Annotated in this window: 15 protein-coding genes and 1 pseudogene; 13 read left to right on the top strand and 3 right to left on the bottom strand. The window is 26.0% G+C overall.

Annotation, left to right across the window (positions count from 1 at the left end):
* Nucleotides 1-17 precede the first annotated feature (17 nt).
* Nucleotides 18-1,616: a DEAD/DEAH box helicase gene (locus tag CCANL266_RS06455; protein ID WP_172233039.1), complete on the bottom strand. Its 1,599-nt coding sequence runs from the start codon at nucleotides 1,614-1,616 to the stop codon at nucleotides 18-20.
* Nucleotides 1,613-2,554: a HamA C-terminal domain-containing protein gene (locus CCANL266_RS06450; protein WP_172233036.1), complete on the bottom strand. Its 942-nt coding sequence runs from the start codon at nucleotides 2,552-2,554 to the stop codon at nucleotides 1,613-1,615. The genes CCANL266_RS06455 and CCANL266_RS06450 overlap by 4 nt, the downstream gene beginning before the upstream one ends.
* 364 nt (nucleotides 2,555-2,918) lie before the next feature.
* Between CCANL266_RS06450 and CCANL266_RS06445 the strand changes: the two genes are divergently transcribed.
* Genes CCANL266_RS06445 through CCANL266_RS06430 form a run of 4 tightly spaced genes read left to right on the top strand, consistent with a single transcriptional unit; the run spans nucleotide 2,919 to nucleotide 8,685 of the window.
* Nucleotides 2,919-4,550, top strand: coding sequence for an HsdM family class I SAM-dependent methyltransferase (locus CCANL266_RS06445; protein WP_172233033.1), 1,632 nt, complete (start codon nucleotides 2,919-2,921; stop codon nucleotides 4,548-4,550).
* Nucleotides 4,547-5,641, top strand: coding sequence for a DNA cytosine methyltransferase (locus CCANL266_RS06440; protein WP_172233030.1), 1,095 nt, complete (start codon nucleotides 4,547-4,549; stop codon nucleotides 5,639-5,641). The genes CCANL266_RS06445 and CCANL266_RS06440 overlap by 4 nt, the downstream gene beginning before the upstream one ends.
* The gene (locus tag CCANL266_RS06435; protein WP_172233027.1) at nucleotides 5,625-7,436 is read left to right on the top strand and encodes an AAA family ATPase; all 1,812 of its coding nucleotides are present in this window, start codon (nucleotides 5,625-5,627) and stop codon (nucleotides 7,434-7,436) included. Before CCANL266_RS06440 ends, CCANL266_RS06435 begins: the two co-directional genes overlap by 17 nt.
* Complete coding sequence (locus CCANL266_RS06430) at nucleotides 7,423-8,685, top strand: LlaJI family restriction endonuclease (RefSeq protein ID WP_172233024.1); 1,263 nt, start codon at nucleotides 7,423-7,425, stop codon at nucleotides 8,683-8,685. Before CCANL266_RS06435 ends, CCANL266_RS06430 begins: the two co-directional genes overlap by 14 nt.
* Before the next feature lie 13 nt (nucleotides 8,686-8,698).
* On the opposite strand, the gene CCANL266_RS06425 is transcribed toward CCANL266_RS06430, so the two are convergent.
* Nucleotides 8,699-9,571 carry a WYL domain-containing protein gene (locus CCANL266_RS06425; protein WP_172233021.1) on the bottom strand — a complete coding sequence of 291 codons (873 nt, stop codon included), beginning with the start codon at nucleotides 9,569-9,571 and terminating at the stop codon, nucleotides 8,699-8,701.
* Nucleotides 9,572-9,686: 115 nt separating this feature from the next.
* Between CCANL266_RS06425 and CCANL266_RS06420 the strand changes: the two genes are divergently transcribed.
* From CCANL266_RS06420 to CCANL266_RS06380, 9 genes and pseudogenes are all read left to right on the top strand, one after another.
* Nucleotides 9,687-9,995, top strand: a complete 309-nt coding sequence (locus CCANL266_RS06420) for a hypothetical protein (protein WP_172233018.1) — start codon at nucleotides 9,687-9,689, stop codon at nucleotides 9,993-9,995.
* 215 nt (nucleotides 9,996-10,210) lie between these two features.
* Entirely contained in the window at nucleotides 10,211-10,915 is a 705-nt protein-coding gene (locus tag CCANL266_RS06415; RefSeq protein WP_172233015.1) for a hypothetical protein, read from the top strand.
* A gap of 11 nt (nucleotides 10,916-10,926) precedes the next feature.
* Entirely contained in the window at nucleotides 10,927-11,142 is a 216-nt protein-coding gene (locus CCANL266_RS06410; RefSeq protein ID WP_172233012.1) for a hypothetical protein, read from the top strand.
* A gap of 22 nt (nucleotides 11,143-11,164) precedes the next feature.
* Nucleotides 11,165-11,587 carry a hypothetical protein gene (locus CCANL266_RS06405; RefSeq protein WP_172233009.1) on the top strand — a complete coding sequence of 141 codons (423 nt, stop codon included), beginning with the start codon at nucleotides 11,165-11,167 and terminating at the stop codon, nucleotides 11,585-11,587.
* Nucleotides 11,588-11,974: 387 nt separating this feature from the next.
* Nucleotides 11,975-12,289: a hypothetical protein gene (locus tag CCANL266_RS06400; RefSeq protein WP_172233006.1), complete on the top strand. Its 315-nt coding sequence runs from the start codon at nucleotides 11,975-11,977 to the stop codon at nucleotides 12,287-12,289.
* Between the two features lie 76 nt (nucleotides 12,290-12,365).
* A complete protein-coding gene (locus CCANL266_RS06395; RefSeq protein ID WP_172233003.1) occupies nucleotides 12,366-12,881 on the top strand; it encodes a hypothetical protein in 516 nt (171 codons plus the stop codon).
* A gap of 102 nt (nucleotides 12,882-12,983) precedes the next feature.
* A pseudogene (locus CCANL266_RS06390) lies at nucleotides 12,984-14,115 on the top strand (N-6 DNA methylase).
* A 132-nt stretch (nucleotides 14,116-14,247) separates the two neighbouring features.
* Nucleotides 14,248-14,718, top strand: coding sequence for a restriction endonuclease subunit S (locus CCANL266_RS06385; protein WP_172233000.1), 471 nt, complete (start codon nucleotides 14,248-14,250; stop codon nucleotides 14,716-14,718).
* A 218-nt stretch (nucleotides 14,719-14,936) separates the two neighbouring features.
* Nucleotides 14,937-15,359 (top strand): restriction endonuclease subunit S, encoded by a 423-nt coding sequence (locus CCANL266_RS06380; RefSeq protein WP_172232997.1) that lies wholly within the window; start codon nucleotides 14,937-14,939, stop codon nucleotides 15,357-15,359.
* Nucleotides 15,360-15,364: the final 5 nt, after the last annotated feature.

The raw sequence follows: 15,364 nt of genomic DNA, 5'->3' as shown, positions 1-15,364 counted from the left end.
TTTTTCTATGTTTTTGTTTAATAGTTCTTTAGCATTTTTCCCCCCCCCCAATATTTTTTATCTAGTCTTACACAAAATATATTACCACTTAATTCTTTGCCTAGTCTACCAGCTCTACCAGCTAGGTTCCAAAAATCAATTTTTTGAAATCTTCTTCTACCTATTTTTTCATTTAAAATAAAGATATTTTTGACGGGTAAATTTACACCTTCCAATAGCGTTGAAGTACAAAATAATAAATTTATAACCCCTTTGTTATATAGATATTCAATTTGAATTTTTAACTCTTCTGGCATATTACCAAAATAATATGCTATACCTTTTTTTAAACATTGGATTAAAAAGTATGATTTATGTATATTTCTTTCTATAAATGTTATGGTTTCTTGAATTTCTTCGTTTTTTATATTGCTTAATAATTCTGCATATTTTGTAGAATATTCCATGGCATTTCTTGGGGTATTACAATACACAATACTTTGTGAATTTTTAAAAGATATGAAGTTTATTAAGTCATAAAGATTTTGAATGGGGTTGCTGCCGTGTTTAAAATGTAAATTATCAATTTTTATATTTTCTTGAAAATCAGAAAGCATATAACTATCATTTGTTGTGGTGTCTATAAAGAATTTATTTTGAGTTACAGGAGATTCTTCAATATACTTATTAAAATTTTGATTTTTATTTATAATTTTTAAAAAAATATCAGCGTTGTGAATATTTGGAGATGAAAAATAAATTTTAATATCTTTTGAATTTGCCATTGTAATCGCATGATATATTAAAACCGACCTTGTGTCATTATTGCTTAATAGTTTATGTGCTTCATCAACAAAAAGATATTTTATTGGTGGGTTATTGTTTTCTGCAAAAAATGATATTAGTCTTTCTGGTGTAAATATAAAAATATAATTATTTTTATTATTTAAGAAATATTTCGGAATTTTAGGTGATATTATTGCTTTGTAATTATTTGGAAAATCTTTTAAAATTTCATTTATACTTTTGAATAATTGATGAATTAGTGCTTTGGTTGGAACCATTAGAGCTATATTGTCTTCATTATTTTCATTTTTCTTATTTTCTATAATATATTTAATAAAAGCCGTCAATACAAAAGTTTTTCCGAAAGAAGTGTTGCTAGAAAAACTATAATGATTCGATTTTATTAATTCATCAAATAATTGTTTTTGACTATCTGTAAATATATGTTTTAATGGCGATTGGTTGGTTATGTTTTTAATATTGTAGTCTTCTCTTAATTCTCTAAAATAAAAACAATCTTGAAAATTATCTAAAATTTGTAATGATGGAAAATTTCCTAGTTTTACAAAGCTGTTTACAATAAGTAGTTTAAAAAAATCATCATTGATTATTGGAAAATCAATCAATAAACTGATTATTTTTATAGTTAAATTTTTATTCTTTGGTGTTTTAGATCTAGATAAAATATCTATAAATCTTATTAAATCTTTATATTGTTTATTGTTTAAAGACCATTTTTTATCTATTTGGCTTAAGTTATTTACATAGTCTTTTTCTAGTATACACAACAATGATTTTAGGTAAGGGTTGTTATAAACTTTATTGGCGATATCTTCTATTAAACTTGTCATGATAGTATCCTATTGATGATTTTTGATCTATTTTCTTCTAATTTTGTAAAAGGTATTAAATAAATATAAAAACTATGCATGTATAAGTTTAGTTTTTTAATATGATCGTTAAATAGTTTTTCTAGATTATCTATATCTTTTTTTATTTTTTCTTTTATTTTAAGCTCGAATTCACTATCGCTATATTTTGTTTGTTCTTGTTCTATATTTATTTCATAACCTATGAAAATAGAAAAAGCATCATCTATTGATATGTTTTTTTGGAATTCGCATGGGATTATTAATTGTTCTATAATTTCTTTTTTTTCTTCGCTAAAAACATGTTTTTCTAGATTATTTGATAATAAAGACTTTTCATAATTTATCCCAGCTTTGTGATTACCATAGCTGTCGATTTCATTTTTAAATTGATGTATTGAATCGAAAGCATTTTTAATAGCACTACGTATATTTTGATATAATTTTGATTCATCAAAAATCAATTGATACCTATCTCCTTTTTTATATAAATGCACACCATCGCTACCGTGAACATATGTTCCACCTGAAGTTTTTAAGCTCATTTTTGTTAGTATCTTTGGTGCTTTCAAATGTCCTTCTAATAGAGCAAATAAAATTAACTCTCCTAGTTCACCATCTTTTAAATCATTTTGTTTATTTTTATTGTTTGAATTTTTTCTAAAAGATACATATCTTTCTCTTGCTTTTTGACTGATAATTATTGGACTATTATATTTGTCTAATTCTTCACCAGTTAATGAATGTAGGTGAAGTATTTTCATTAAATTGTTTATTAAGCAATTATAATGAAAATCCTTATTTATTATCGGCAACATAAAAAAATCAATAGTCCCAATATCATTAGCAGCCGTTAGTTGCATTTGTTTTATATGAGTCAAATCATTTACAAATTCTTCATTTTCTTTAAATATTTTCATGTGTTACCTATAAGTAAAATAAATAGCTACATAATAACATAAACTTTTTTATTTATCTAGTTTTAAATAGTTAATAACTTTGTTTTTTTATTTTATTTGATTTAACAATAAGAAATTTAGAATTTATTTTAGAAATTTTTAAATAAAAGAATTTTTATTCAGATTGCAAACAAAATCATAGTTAGGTTTTAAAATGCAAAAATAAATTCCAAAGCCAAATTTGATTTTTTGAGTTTTATGGATAAATAAAGATATAAAATATAAAAATAAATACTTTATATAAAGCTTTTAGAGGTAAAAAACTAATTTAATAAACTATAATTTTACAGTCAAACTTTTAAGAGTGTAAAAACAGACAGCTTTTTTGATTGCAATATTAAAGTTAAAAGTATATAATAATACTTTATACTTAAACTTAGGTCATGCTGTGGATATTCTTAATGTGAAACTTACTAATGTGATTAATTTAATAAAAATTCAGAGTTCAGGTTGTTTAGAAGATATTTTACGGTCTATTTATTTGATTTATCCTGATTTTAAAATACAACCATCAATTGTATTTTTGGAAATAGATGAGTTTATAGAAGAATCTGCTAATCTTTATGAAGTAGATGAAAAAAGAAAAAAATATGGAAGATATTACACGCCTAATGATGTTTGCCAATTTATGATTAGACAAATGTTTTATTTTGGTTGTAAAAAAAATCCAAAAATTATTGACCCAACATGCGGAAATTCCGAATTTATTTTAGAATATATTAAAGAATATATTAAAAGGCATCCTAAAACTAATATTGATGATATTTTTAAAAATATTTACGGCAATGATATTAATGAAAAATCTATCATAGTTTCAAAATTAAGAGTGTTTTTCACATATTTAAAGTATGCTAAATGTACAAAAAAATTAGAAGATATGGCTAAAATAATAAATGCTAATTTTACACATTATGATTTTGTTGTAGATTTTGATAAATTGAAAGTTCAGTATGATTATGTTATTGGAAATCCACCGTATGTAGAAAATTCTAAAAATTTTACTTACGATGCAAAATATGGAAACATGTATGCAAATATAGTTGAAAATAGCTTGAAAATTTTAAAATCAAATGGTATTTTAGCTTTAGTTATACCTATTTCTTATGTTAGTACGCCAAGAATGATGGATATAAGAAAATATGTATATCAAAATACAAAAGAGCAAATTATCTTTAGTTTTGCAGATAGGCCTGATTCGTTATTTACTAGTGTGCATCAAAAGCTAAACGTTTTAGTTGCGATTAAAAAAAATGACTTGAGCATAGAAAATTGTAATATAAAAACATCTAATTATTTATATTGGTATGCAAACGAAAGGGTAAATTTATTTGATGATGTTAAAATAGAAAATAGTTATTTGTTTAGTGATTTTATCCCAAAAATAGGCGATGGTGTCTCTAAAACAATATTTAATAAAGTTTTTGCTTATAATAAAAACAATTTATTAGAACAATTAAAAAATGCTGACAATTTATTTACATCGTTTAAAGGAGATGAAGTTGTTAGCATTTTTTTAAATATGAGAGCTACTTTTTGGATTAAATGCTTTTTAACTCCACAAAAAAGCAAAGAGTATAAAGAGTTTGTTGTTTATAATAAACATTTGTATTATTTATATTGTATATTAAACTCATCTTTATTTTTTTGGTTTTGGAATGTTGTTTCTGATTGTTGGCATATTACACAAAAAGATTTAAAGTATTTTTCATTTGTAGATATAGATGATAAAGAAAATGAAATATTTTGTTATTTGTATGATAAATTATCCAAAAAGCTTGAAAAGACAAAAAAATATATAGGAAGTCGTCAAACAGACTATGAGTATAAGCATAGATTGTGTAAAGCTGAGATAGATGAAATAGATAATTATCTATGTAGATTGTATGGCTTGAGCCATGAAGAGATAAACTATGTTATTAAATTTGCTGAAAGATATAGAAAGGGTGAAAAAATATGAATGTTGTTGATTTATTTTCAGGTTGTGGTGGATTTTCTTTAGGCTTTAAGCAAAGTGGATTTAACATCATAAAAGCTGTAGAATTTGATAAAACTATAGCCAAATCGTATATGGCTAATCACCCGCAAACTTTGATGATTAACGAAGATATTTCTAAAGTAGACAATTATGATTATTTTCAAAAAAATGAAGCCGATGTGATTATTGGAGGACCTCCTTGTCAAGGATTTTCAATGGCTGGAGCTCGTATAAGAAAAGGTTTTATTGATGACGAGAGAAATTATCTTTTTAGGCATTATATAAATATAGTGAATATAATAAATCCTAAAGTATTTATTATGGAGAATGTAAAAGGTATTTTAAGCTCTAATAAAGGTGAAATAATTAAAGAAATTGAAAGAAAAATAAATATTACGCAAAATTATAAAATCTATCATATTTATCCGCTACTTGTTAACGCAAAAGATTTTGGAGTTCCGCAAAATAGAGAAAGAGTTATAATTATTGGTGTATTAGACAACAAGATTGATATAGACAAAGAAATTAAAAATACAAAAGCTAATATATTAAAAAAAATTCCTACTTTTTTTGACAATGTAATGATAAAAGATGCATTGTTTGGTATGCCAAATTGCATTGGTGATAATTTAATTTCATACCCAAAAACTGCATACCAAGAGTATTTGCATGGTAATAGCAAAGGTGTTTTAAAAAACCACACACAAACTAATCACTCTAAAAAAGCACTAGAAAGAATAAAACGAATAAAACCCAATGAAAATTATACTTCTTTGCAAGAAGATATAAATTCAATACATAGTGGTTCTTATGGAAGAATGAGTTTTAATGGTATTTCCAATACCATTACAACAAGGTTTGATACACCAAGCGGTGGTAGATTTATACATCCTATATATGATAGGACGATAACTCCAAGAGAAGCAGCAAGAATTCAAAGCTTTCCCGATGATTTTGTTTTTAGTGGTTCAAGAACATCGATTATGAAACAAATAGGAAATGCGGTTCCTATTAAAGTTGCTTATTTTTTTGCAAATTTAACTAAAAGGATTTTAAATGAATATAACACTTGATGGTTTTAAAGATAGATTAGATGAATTGAAAAAAGATGAGTGTTGGTATATAGTAAGACAAGATACAACTTTTTGGAAACAGTGTTATTATGTTTATATTCTCAATAAAATTAAAGATATAGATAATGGTAAAACATTAGAAGATAATTTTACAGAAGAGATAGAAAATATAAATAATTTAAAGACCAAATTAAAACTTTCAACAAATCATAGAGCTTTGAAAATTGCACAATATTTTGGTTTATTAACGCATGGAAATCAATATAAAAACACAAATCCAACTGATATTTTTTATAAAATTCAAAATCTAACAAAAGGTGAGTTTGAAAATACAGAGTTATATAGTGATATTATTAAAACTCAAATTGAAAAAATATTTATCAGCTCCAATTTAGATGAAGAATATAATGGTATTAGAAAAGATTTTAGATTGTTTCCGATTATGTTTTTATATAAACTTTTATTGAGTATTGGTGATGTAACAGAAGAATATGAAATTAGCAAAGAAGAATACGATAATTTTGTTTTCACTCAAACAATATATGAAAAGTACTTAGATAGCTTGATTTTAATTATGATGTTTAGGGAAAATTATGCAAAATACTCTCTAATTTATAAAGGTTTGAAAGTTAATAAAAAGCTTGAGAGTAGATTTAATTTGATTATAGAGCAGTTGGAAACATTAGAAGTTAAGGATAATAAGATAAAAATAAAAGATGGCTATTTAAATTATATTAGGCAAAGAATAAAAGAATATGAAAATAGTTATTTAATGTTAAGTATCTTGACATACACTCCAATACCAAAACCACACCAAAGAATATTTTTTGGAGCACCGGGAACTGGGAAAAGCTATCTTTTAAATAAAGAGGCAAAAGAGTGTTTTAGTGATAATTACGAAAGAGTTACATTTCATACAAATTATTTTTATAGCCATTTTGTAGGTTCCTATAAGCCTTTCCCTAAGATTTTAAAGCTAAAAGATGGCAGTATGAAAAAAGATGAAGATGGCAATATTCAAGAAAGTATTACTTATAAATATGTAGAAGGTGTCTTGCTTAGAGTGCTTTTAAGAGCGTTTAAAAATCCAAGTGAAAATTACCTTTTAATTATAGAAGAGATAAATAGAGCTGATGTGGCGGCTGTATTTGGAGATATGTTTCAATTATTAGATAGAGATAAAAATGGTCGTAGTGAATATTCAGTAGCAACTTCTAAAGAAATGCAAGAATTTTTAAAGTTTGAACTTGATGAGTGTTCTGATGATATTAAAAGACAATTTGGGAATGAATATGAAAAAATATCATTTCCTAGCAATTTTTATATCTGGGCTACTATGAATAGTGCAGATCAAGGTGTAATGCCGTTAGATACTGCATTTAAACGTAGATGGAACTTTGAATATATGGATATAAACTCATCAGCTAATGATGAAGAATTTAAAAAGTATTGTTTTAAATCAAGAGATGGGTATAAGATAAGTTGGAATGATTTTAGAATAGCATTGAACGAAAAACTTTTAGAATTAGAAATTCCAGAAGATAAGCTTTTAGGACCTTATTTTGTATCAAAATCAGTTTTAGAGATGGAAGATATAAATGAACGCACCAAAATCATCAAATATAAAGTTTTGATGTATTTATATGAAGATGTTGTAAAAACTTGTAGAAATACGGTGTTTAATGAAACTAAGTCTTATTCTGATGTGTGTAATAAATTTGATAAAAATGTTTTAGGGCTTTTTAAACTAGATTTAAAAGAAGAATTGATTAAAGCTGATAATGAAGATAATTAATTTACAAGAGTTAAAGATATATTCATTTGATGATTTGCTTAGTTTGTTTAGTGTGTCAAAGGATAAACTAAGTGAAATTATTAAAAATCTTTTAGCCTTAGGTATAGTAAAGCGTGTTTCGCAAAATCAACTACAACAATTTAGCCATAAAAATATCTATGTGTTTACCTATGTAGGTGTTGTTATGGTAGATAATATATGTTTTGCTGTATATCCAAAATATTTGCAAAGCTATCAAAATGATAATAATCGTAGTATGCTAAAAAAGCTAGTACAAGTTATTAAAAAATATGAACACAAAAAACATATTCAAAATTTAGGTAGCTTTGATGAGTGTTTTAACTTTAATTTACTTTCTTTTGCGATTAGTTTTATTAAAGATTATGCAACATATGGTTTATATGAGCAAAAAAAACAATTTTTTGAGTTAAACGGAGACAATGAAATCCATTGGGATAAAACTACGAGCAATACATCAGTATATTTTTTCAATAATATTCCTATTTATTTAGATACTTTTAATGTTAATAAAAAGATTAATGAAAGAAATTATTTTACAAGATTGCACGCTACTATATTGAGTGAAATTTGCGATAGGTTAGAGGGAGTTTTAGCCTTGGTAGAATTAAATCATATAAGACTTAGTGATGAAAAGCTTAGTTGCTTTGGTGACACAGGCTATATTATTAAGCAGATTGAACAGGAATTGTCTAGGCAGTTTATAACTCATAAACAAAATACCTTAAGGATGATGAAAAAATACTTATCAAATAGCGATTATGGCATGGGCGGTGATTTTGTTTCGTTTGTTGGAACTTCTAGCTTTCATATGGTGTGGGAAGATGTTTGTAAAGTGTATTTTGACGGTGATAAAAAACCGATTGAGCAAAAACCAAAATGGCATATAAATGACATAATGTGCGAAAAAGATACTTTAGAGCCTGATATTGTTATTGAAAATAAAGATGAAAATACCATAGAAATATACGATGCTAAATATTATAGTATAAAGCTTGATGGTAAAACAATATATAAAAATCCTGGAGTAGGAGATGTAATAAAGCAGTTTTGCTATCAGCTATCTTATGAGAAAACACATAAAGTCATTAAAAATATCTTTGTGTTTCCAAGCGATACTAAAAATAACGAAAACGAAGGCTTTGTAGAATTTGAGATATTTGAAGGTAAAAAAATACATTTTTTATATCTTTACGACCAAGAAGCATTTGAAAGATATTTAAAGTCATAAACAAACGAAATTCCTATTTTAAATTCCCTAGTTCGTTTAGGTTGTTTTGTATGTTTTCATAGATTTTTTTGGCTAGTTCATCGTCGTTTTTGATGCTAATTAATGGTAGCCAAGAAGCGATAAAGCTTTCAAGCTCAACCGAGTTTGGTGAGTAAAAAAACTCAATTTCTATTCCATTATCATCTTCGCTTAAAAAGCTAAAATTATGGCTTTTTGGATTTTCTCTTTTAAAAAAACTAGCCGCTTCATTTTTAAGGTATAAAATCACGCTTTTTTTATCTTCAGCATAACCAAAAGCATTTCCTACTTTTGTGTTTTTAAAATTGCCATTTTTTACATATTCTAAAGCCTTTATATCTTTCATAGAATTAAGAGCAAAGGTTCTATGCTCTCCTGCGTTTTCGCCATTTTTCTTATCATAAGTTATATAAAGATAGCGTTTAGAATTAGATACTTTTAGCTGGTTTGCTTGAATGATTTTTCGCTCGTTTTTATACTCGCAACTTAGTAAAATATTATGGTTAATTGCATGATTTAGCATAATGATTTTTTGGTTTAGGTTTGATAGTTTTGAAGTATCAATTAGCTTTTCTTGTGAGCAAAAATATTCATCAAAAAGCCCTTTAAACTCGCTTTCAAGCTTTGCATTTTCAAGCTCAGCAAATATATGCTTAAAAACAACTTTGGGGCTTATGTATTTTGGGAGCAAGTCAGTGAAAATATAACCTTCAAGTTTTTTACTATATTTTATAATTTCACTTAGATTTTTTGCTCTATTTTCAATGGTTTTTGTGCTTACATTTAAAGCTTTTGCAAGCTCATCTTTAGATGAAATTTTTTCAAAAATTAAATCAATCAGCATTAAATCTTTATAATCAACCTTCATTTTGCTATCCTAAAAAGAAATATTTATAATAATTTTTCTATTTATATCATAAAATTATTAAAATTTGCTTTTTAAAATAAAAATTATTATAATTATTCAAAAATAAAGGTTAGTGATGTTAGAGATATTAAATGATTTAAAGCCATTTTTGCCAAGTAAAAAAGAACAAGCAAAAATCCTTGCAAAGATTAAAAAGGAAACAAAAATAAAGCAAGAAAATAAATATCATGAATGTATTTTAATATCACTTGACGCAAAAATGAAATTAAATAGTAGCAAATACACATACGAAAATAAATCTCAAAAATATCTAAATGAAAGAGATTTTATAAAAAAATATTATAAAAATATAAAATTTAATATTTTTATTCTAATAGCACTTATAAGCAATTTAGAAAAACAAAAAATCAAGATTTATTTTTAATAGATAACAACAAAGATATTATCCCGCAAATTGTTCAAAGACTAGATGTTAATAAAAAATATTTATTTGTTTTAAATAATCAAAACACATCTAAAACGATAGAATTTTTAAATCTTTCTAAACTTTATGATATTGATTTTTTAGAGTTTAAAAAGGATAAATCAGAAATAAATGTATATAAAATTAATGGCTTATTTGAAAGTAGTTTTAGTAATGTGGCATTTGTTTTAAGAGAGTTTTCAAGCACTCTTAAAATGCCATATTTATCTACAAATGAGCCTTTATATATGCAACTTAGAGAATTAGCTAGAGTTTTACAATTTGCAAAATATAAAGAAATTTTTACTTTATATGAAAAAATAAAGCTAAATATAGAAAATTTAGAAAAAGATAGTATTTTTTATCCTTTTAGACAAGAAATATTAGGTATTTTTAGACTTTTTAGAATAAATGAGATAAAAATAAATATTGAAAATGATAAAAGTTTATCTACTTTTAATAATTATTTAATTTTAGCAAAGCTTTTTTGTGACAAAGAATACTATATAAATTCGGCACTAGCTTTAAAAGATGGCATAGATGTGGGTATTTATAGGTATTTTGTAGGAGATTTTGGCGTTCATCTTGTAAGAGAAAATAAATTTGGATTTTTTTGGAATGAGATTTTTAAAGATGAAAATTTAAGCGAATACATTAAAAAATATTTAAAAATTATTTTTAAATTAAGATGTAAGGTTGCAAGTATTAGAAATAATTTTGTGCATTTAGAAAACAAAAAAGATAACCAAATATTAATTAAAGAGCTTAAAGTTATTATTCAAAATATAGAGCAGATTTTTAACCCATCGGCTCTAACAAAACTTGAGCCTTTTAAAAAACAAATTGCAAAGAAAATTATGCAAAAATTACAAGCAAATTAGAAAGGATTATTATGCAAAAATCAAAGTATGTTTTAGAAATTTTAGTGGTAGTGTTTATGAGTTTTTATTTTGTGTTAGAGCTTATTTTAAATGGCTTTGCTGAAGTGGAGTATCTTACGCTTATTACAGTAATTTTACTAAGCACTACCTTTTATGAAAGCTATAAAAAAGATAAGATCATAGCAAAATTACAAAAGAATTCTAAATCGGAAATAAAAACAATTTAAAACTGCAATAAAAGGAAAAATTATGAAAACAAATGAGAGAACTTACACAGCAGAGGAGTTTTTTGAAGAGTTAAACAAACCACTAAGTTTTAAAGAAAAAGTGAGTTTTTATTTATATGAAAAACCTGTAGATTTTGTTAGAAATAATTACCATGATTTTAGGTATGGGATAAAGAATTTGTTTAGATTTTTTAAGGTTGTTTGGCAGTGGAGGCACTGGGATACCCATTATGAGTTAATGATGTTAAAAAGAATTTTTGAAGTTAAACATTATATGTGGTGCAAGGATAAGCTTTATCTTCCATATGTGGGGCAAGAAGATGATGCAAAGGTATTAGAAGAAATGATTAAAATTTTAAATGATTTTAAAGAATCCTATAATGATAAAGATGTTAAAAAATTTCTTCAAATCTATACTGAAAAAGGTTTTTATGTGGCGGATTAATTTATTTTTTATTATAAATTTTTGATAATGTTTATTAAAACAAAGGAGGAGATATGAGTTTATTTGGTAATTTAAAAGAAGAAAAATCAAACTATATTATCACTCAAAATCAAGCTATAATTGCTGATATAAATTTTGTTTGTTTAAATGGGTGCTGAATTAATATTGTATTTATGCTAAAAATTTTGAACAAACGAAATTCCGATTTTAAATTCTTGATTTTTTGAGTTATTTTATAAGTAAAGCCACAAGAACATAAAATACTTTCATACAAACCGTAAAGATAAAAATCAGTTTGATGGATTATTGTTTTTATAATATACATTGTTTGTTAGTTATTTAGCAAAACTTTTTATTAACTAAATATTATTTTACTAAGGAGAAAATATGAAAGAAAATTCAATCAATAAAACATCAAAGCAAGGTAATTTTTCAATTGTCTTAGATGAAATTATAAATATATGTAAAACTTTAAGCAATATTAGTAGTGCAATTCTTGTGATTTGGTTTTTAGGCTCAGCTATTTTATATGTTAAATATTTTATATTTGAACTTAATGAATATCCCGATTTTGGTTTAAATGAATTTTTAGCTTTTGGGTTTCATAATTTATTTTATATTTTGATAATAGCTACTATTCCTTATTTTTGCTATGAATCATTATGTATATTTTTTAATACTAAAATAAAGAAAAAAAAATAAAATAATTGATACGATATCTAATGTTGCTTTTATTGTTATTTTTTGTTCTATTCATTTTTTATTTCTTCTTGTATCGTTGTTATTTTTAGAGAATGATGATTTTTTAGATGAACAGTTAGATTATATATATCAGATTACATTTTTTTATTTATTTTCAATTATTGTTTTTACCTTTAAACCATCTTGTATAAAATACTTTAGAATATTTTATTTGGTTTGTTTGGTTTTATATTTTATTTTTACAAATTTAAATATAGAAAAAAGAGCAGGGATTGGAAATTATAAAGCAGATGTGATGGTGTATGTGAATGATAATGTGATTGACTATCTTAAAGAGCGCGGAATAGATATCAATGATAAGTCTTGTTATGAAAATAATAAAATGGAAGAAAGCAATACTAAAAAATTAAAAATTTGTAAGACAGCAAAGGGAAATTTAAGATTTAATGATATTAAAATTTTATCAAGTATAGGTAAAAAAACATTTTTAGAATACGACTTAGATGATAAGAATAAAATAAGATTAATTTTTGATACAAAGCAAGTAGATATTTTAGAAAAATTTAACATCCCTTTTAAAACTACTAAATGATTTACACCACTTCAAGCCTAGCGAAAGCTAGGCAAATATAAGGCTTTTTTTGCTACACTAAGAAAAACCACTTAAGGACAAAAATGGCAAAGAAAAAAAGAAATAAAACTAGAAGATGCGTTATGGAAAAGTGCTGATAAATTACGCAAAAATATCGACGTAGCAGAGTATAAACACATAGTTTTAGGACTTATATTTTTACGCTACATTAGCGATAGCTTCATGCAAAAATACGAAGAATTGCTCAAAGAGCAATCCGAAGGAGCCGACCCAGAAGATGCAGACGAATACCTAGCTGACAATATCTTCTTCGTTCCAGAAAAATCTCGCTACAACTACATAAGAGATAACGCCAAAAATCCCAAAATAGGCAAAATGCTAGATGAAGCAATGGACGAGATAGAAAAACACAACGATACTCTAAAAGGAGTTTTGCCAAAAGTCTATGCCAAAGATAACTTAGATAGTAAATGCCTAGGCGAACTTATAGATTTTATAGGAAATATCGCCTTTGATACTGGTAAAAGTGCCGATGTTTTAGGTCATGTATTTGAGTATTTTTTAGGTGAATTTGCCCTAGCTGAAGGCAAACAAGGCGGACAATTCTACACTCCAAAATGCGTCGTAGAGCTCCTAGTAGCTATGCTTGAGTCATACAAGGGCAGAGTGTTTGACCCTTGCTGCGGGAGTGGCGGTATGTTTGTTCAAAGCGAAGAGTTTGTAAAATCTCGCCAAGGCAGACTAGATGATATCTCAATCTATGGTCAAGAGTCAAATCAGACCACCTACAAACTCGCCAAAATGAACCTAGCCATAAGAAAAATTGAAAGCTCACAAGTGATATGGAACAACGAAGGCTCATTTTTAAACGACGCTCATAAAGACTTAAAAGCCGCTTTTTATAGACGCAAGAGATTTAGGAACTATGATAAATAGACGCAACAAAACCCTAAACAAAGACGACATAAACCAAATCGCAAACACTTATAAAGCTTGGAAAAACGGCACCGACTATGAAGACATAAAAGGCTTTTGTAAAAGTGCTAGCATAGATGAGATAAGAGAGCTTTCTTATGTGCTTACTCCAGGGCGTTATGTGGGGCTTGCTGATAGTGATGATGAGTTTGATTTTGATACTATATTTAACGAGCTTTTAACCAAGTTAAAATCCCAAATCAAAACAGAGCAAGAGCTAAGCGAAACTATCTTAAAAAACTTAGAGAAGATTAAATGATGTTTTGTGTTGTGCTTTCGTCATTATCTTTTAAACTAAGCTTAAACAAAGGAAATTCCGAATTTAAATTCTTGAATTCATTTCGTGTATTTTTTGGATTTTTTACGCAAATAAATTCCAAAGGATTAAGATATGAATAATTGGAAAAAATGTAAGCTTGGGGATATAGGAAGCGTAATTACAGGGAAAATTCCATCAGCTAAGAACCCAGAAGATTGGGGAAATAATATGTGTTTTATTATTCCGACTGATTATAAAGATTATCGTAAAATAGCTAGTTCAAGCATAAGAAAACTATCAAATATTGGTATTGAGAGATTAAAAAATAAGATATTGCCGCCAAAGTCAATAATGGTTACTTGTATAGGTTCTGATATGGGAAAAGTTGCTGTAAATAAAAGTCCATCTATTACAAATCAACAGATAAATTCAATAATTCTTCATGAAAAAATAGCTGATGCTGATTTTGTATATTATTTGTTAGTGTCAATGTATGATACCTTAAGAGTTTATGGATTGGATGGAACTGCAGTTCCTATATTAAACAAATCAGATTTTGAAACAATTGAAATTTTATTACCGCCATTAAAAGAGCAAAGGTAAATCGCTGCTATCTTAAGTAGTATTGATGACAAGATAGAACTACTACACGAGCAAAACAAAACCCTAGAAGAACTCTCCAAAACTCTTTTTAGATACTATTTCATAGAAAACCCAAACCCATCTTGGCAAAATGTTAAAATTAAAGAATTGGTAAGTATAACGAGTGGAAAATCACTAAAAAGATTAGATATGCAAGATAATGGTGAAAATCCTATATTGTGAGCAAATGGGTAATAGGTTTTACTAATAAATATTTATATAATGAACCATTGTTATATACAGGTAGAGTTGGGATATTGGGGAAAGTTTTTATAATTAATTCAGCTAAAAAAGTTTGGTTATTAGATAATACCTTAATTATCAAACCTAGTTCTAATTTTTATTTTATGTATTTTGTTTTAAAAACAAGCAGCCATGAAAATTTAGATTTTGGTAGCACTCAACCATTAATAAGACAATCAGATTTGGGAGAGATAGAAATTTTATTGGCAGATGATTTATTGCTTGAAAAATTTGATATTACTGCAAAAAAAATCTTTGATAAAATAGATAAAAATTTAGAACAAATCCAAACCCTAGAAAATATGTGTGATATACTTATACTAAAACTTCTAAATGGAGAAATAAAAATAAACAACTAAAGGAG

Origin of the sequence: Campylobacter canadensis (assembly GCF_013177655.1) — a bacterium.
In the GTDB taxonomy this organism is placed as follows: domain Bacteria; phylum Campylobacterota; class Campylobacteria; order Campylobacterales; family Campylobacteraceae; genus Campylobacter_E; species Campylobacter_E canadensis.
Note: the sequence above shows the minus strand (reverse complement) of the source record. Positions and strands in the feature narration are given on the sequence as shown.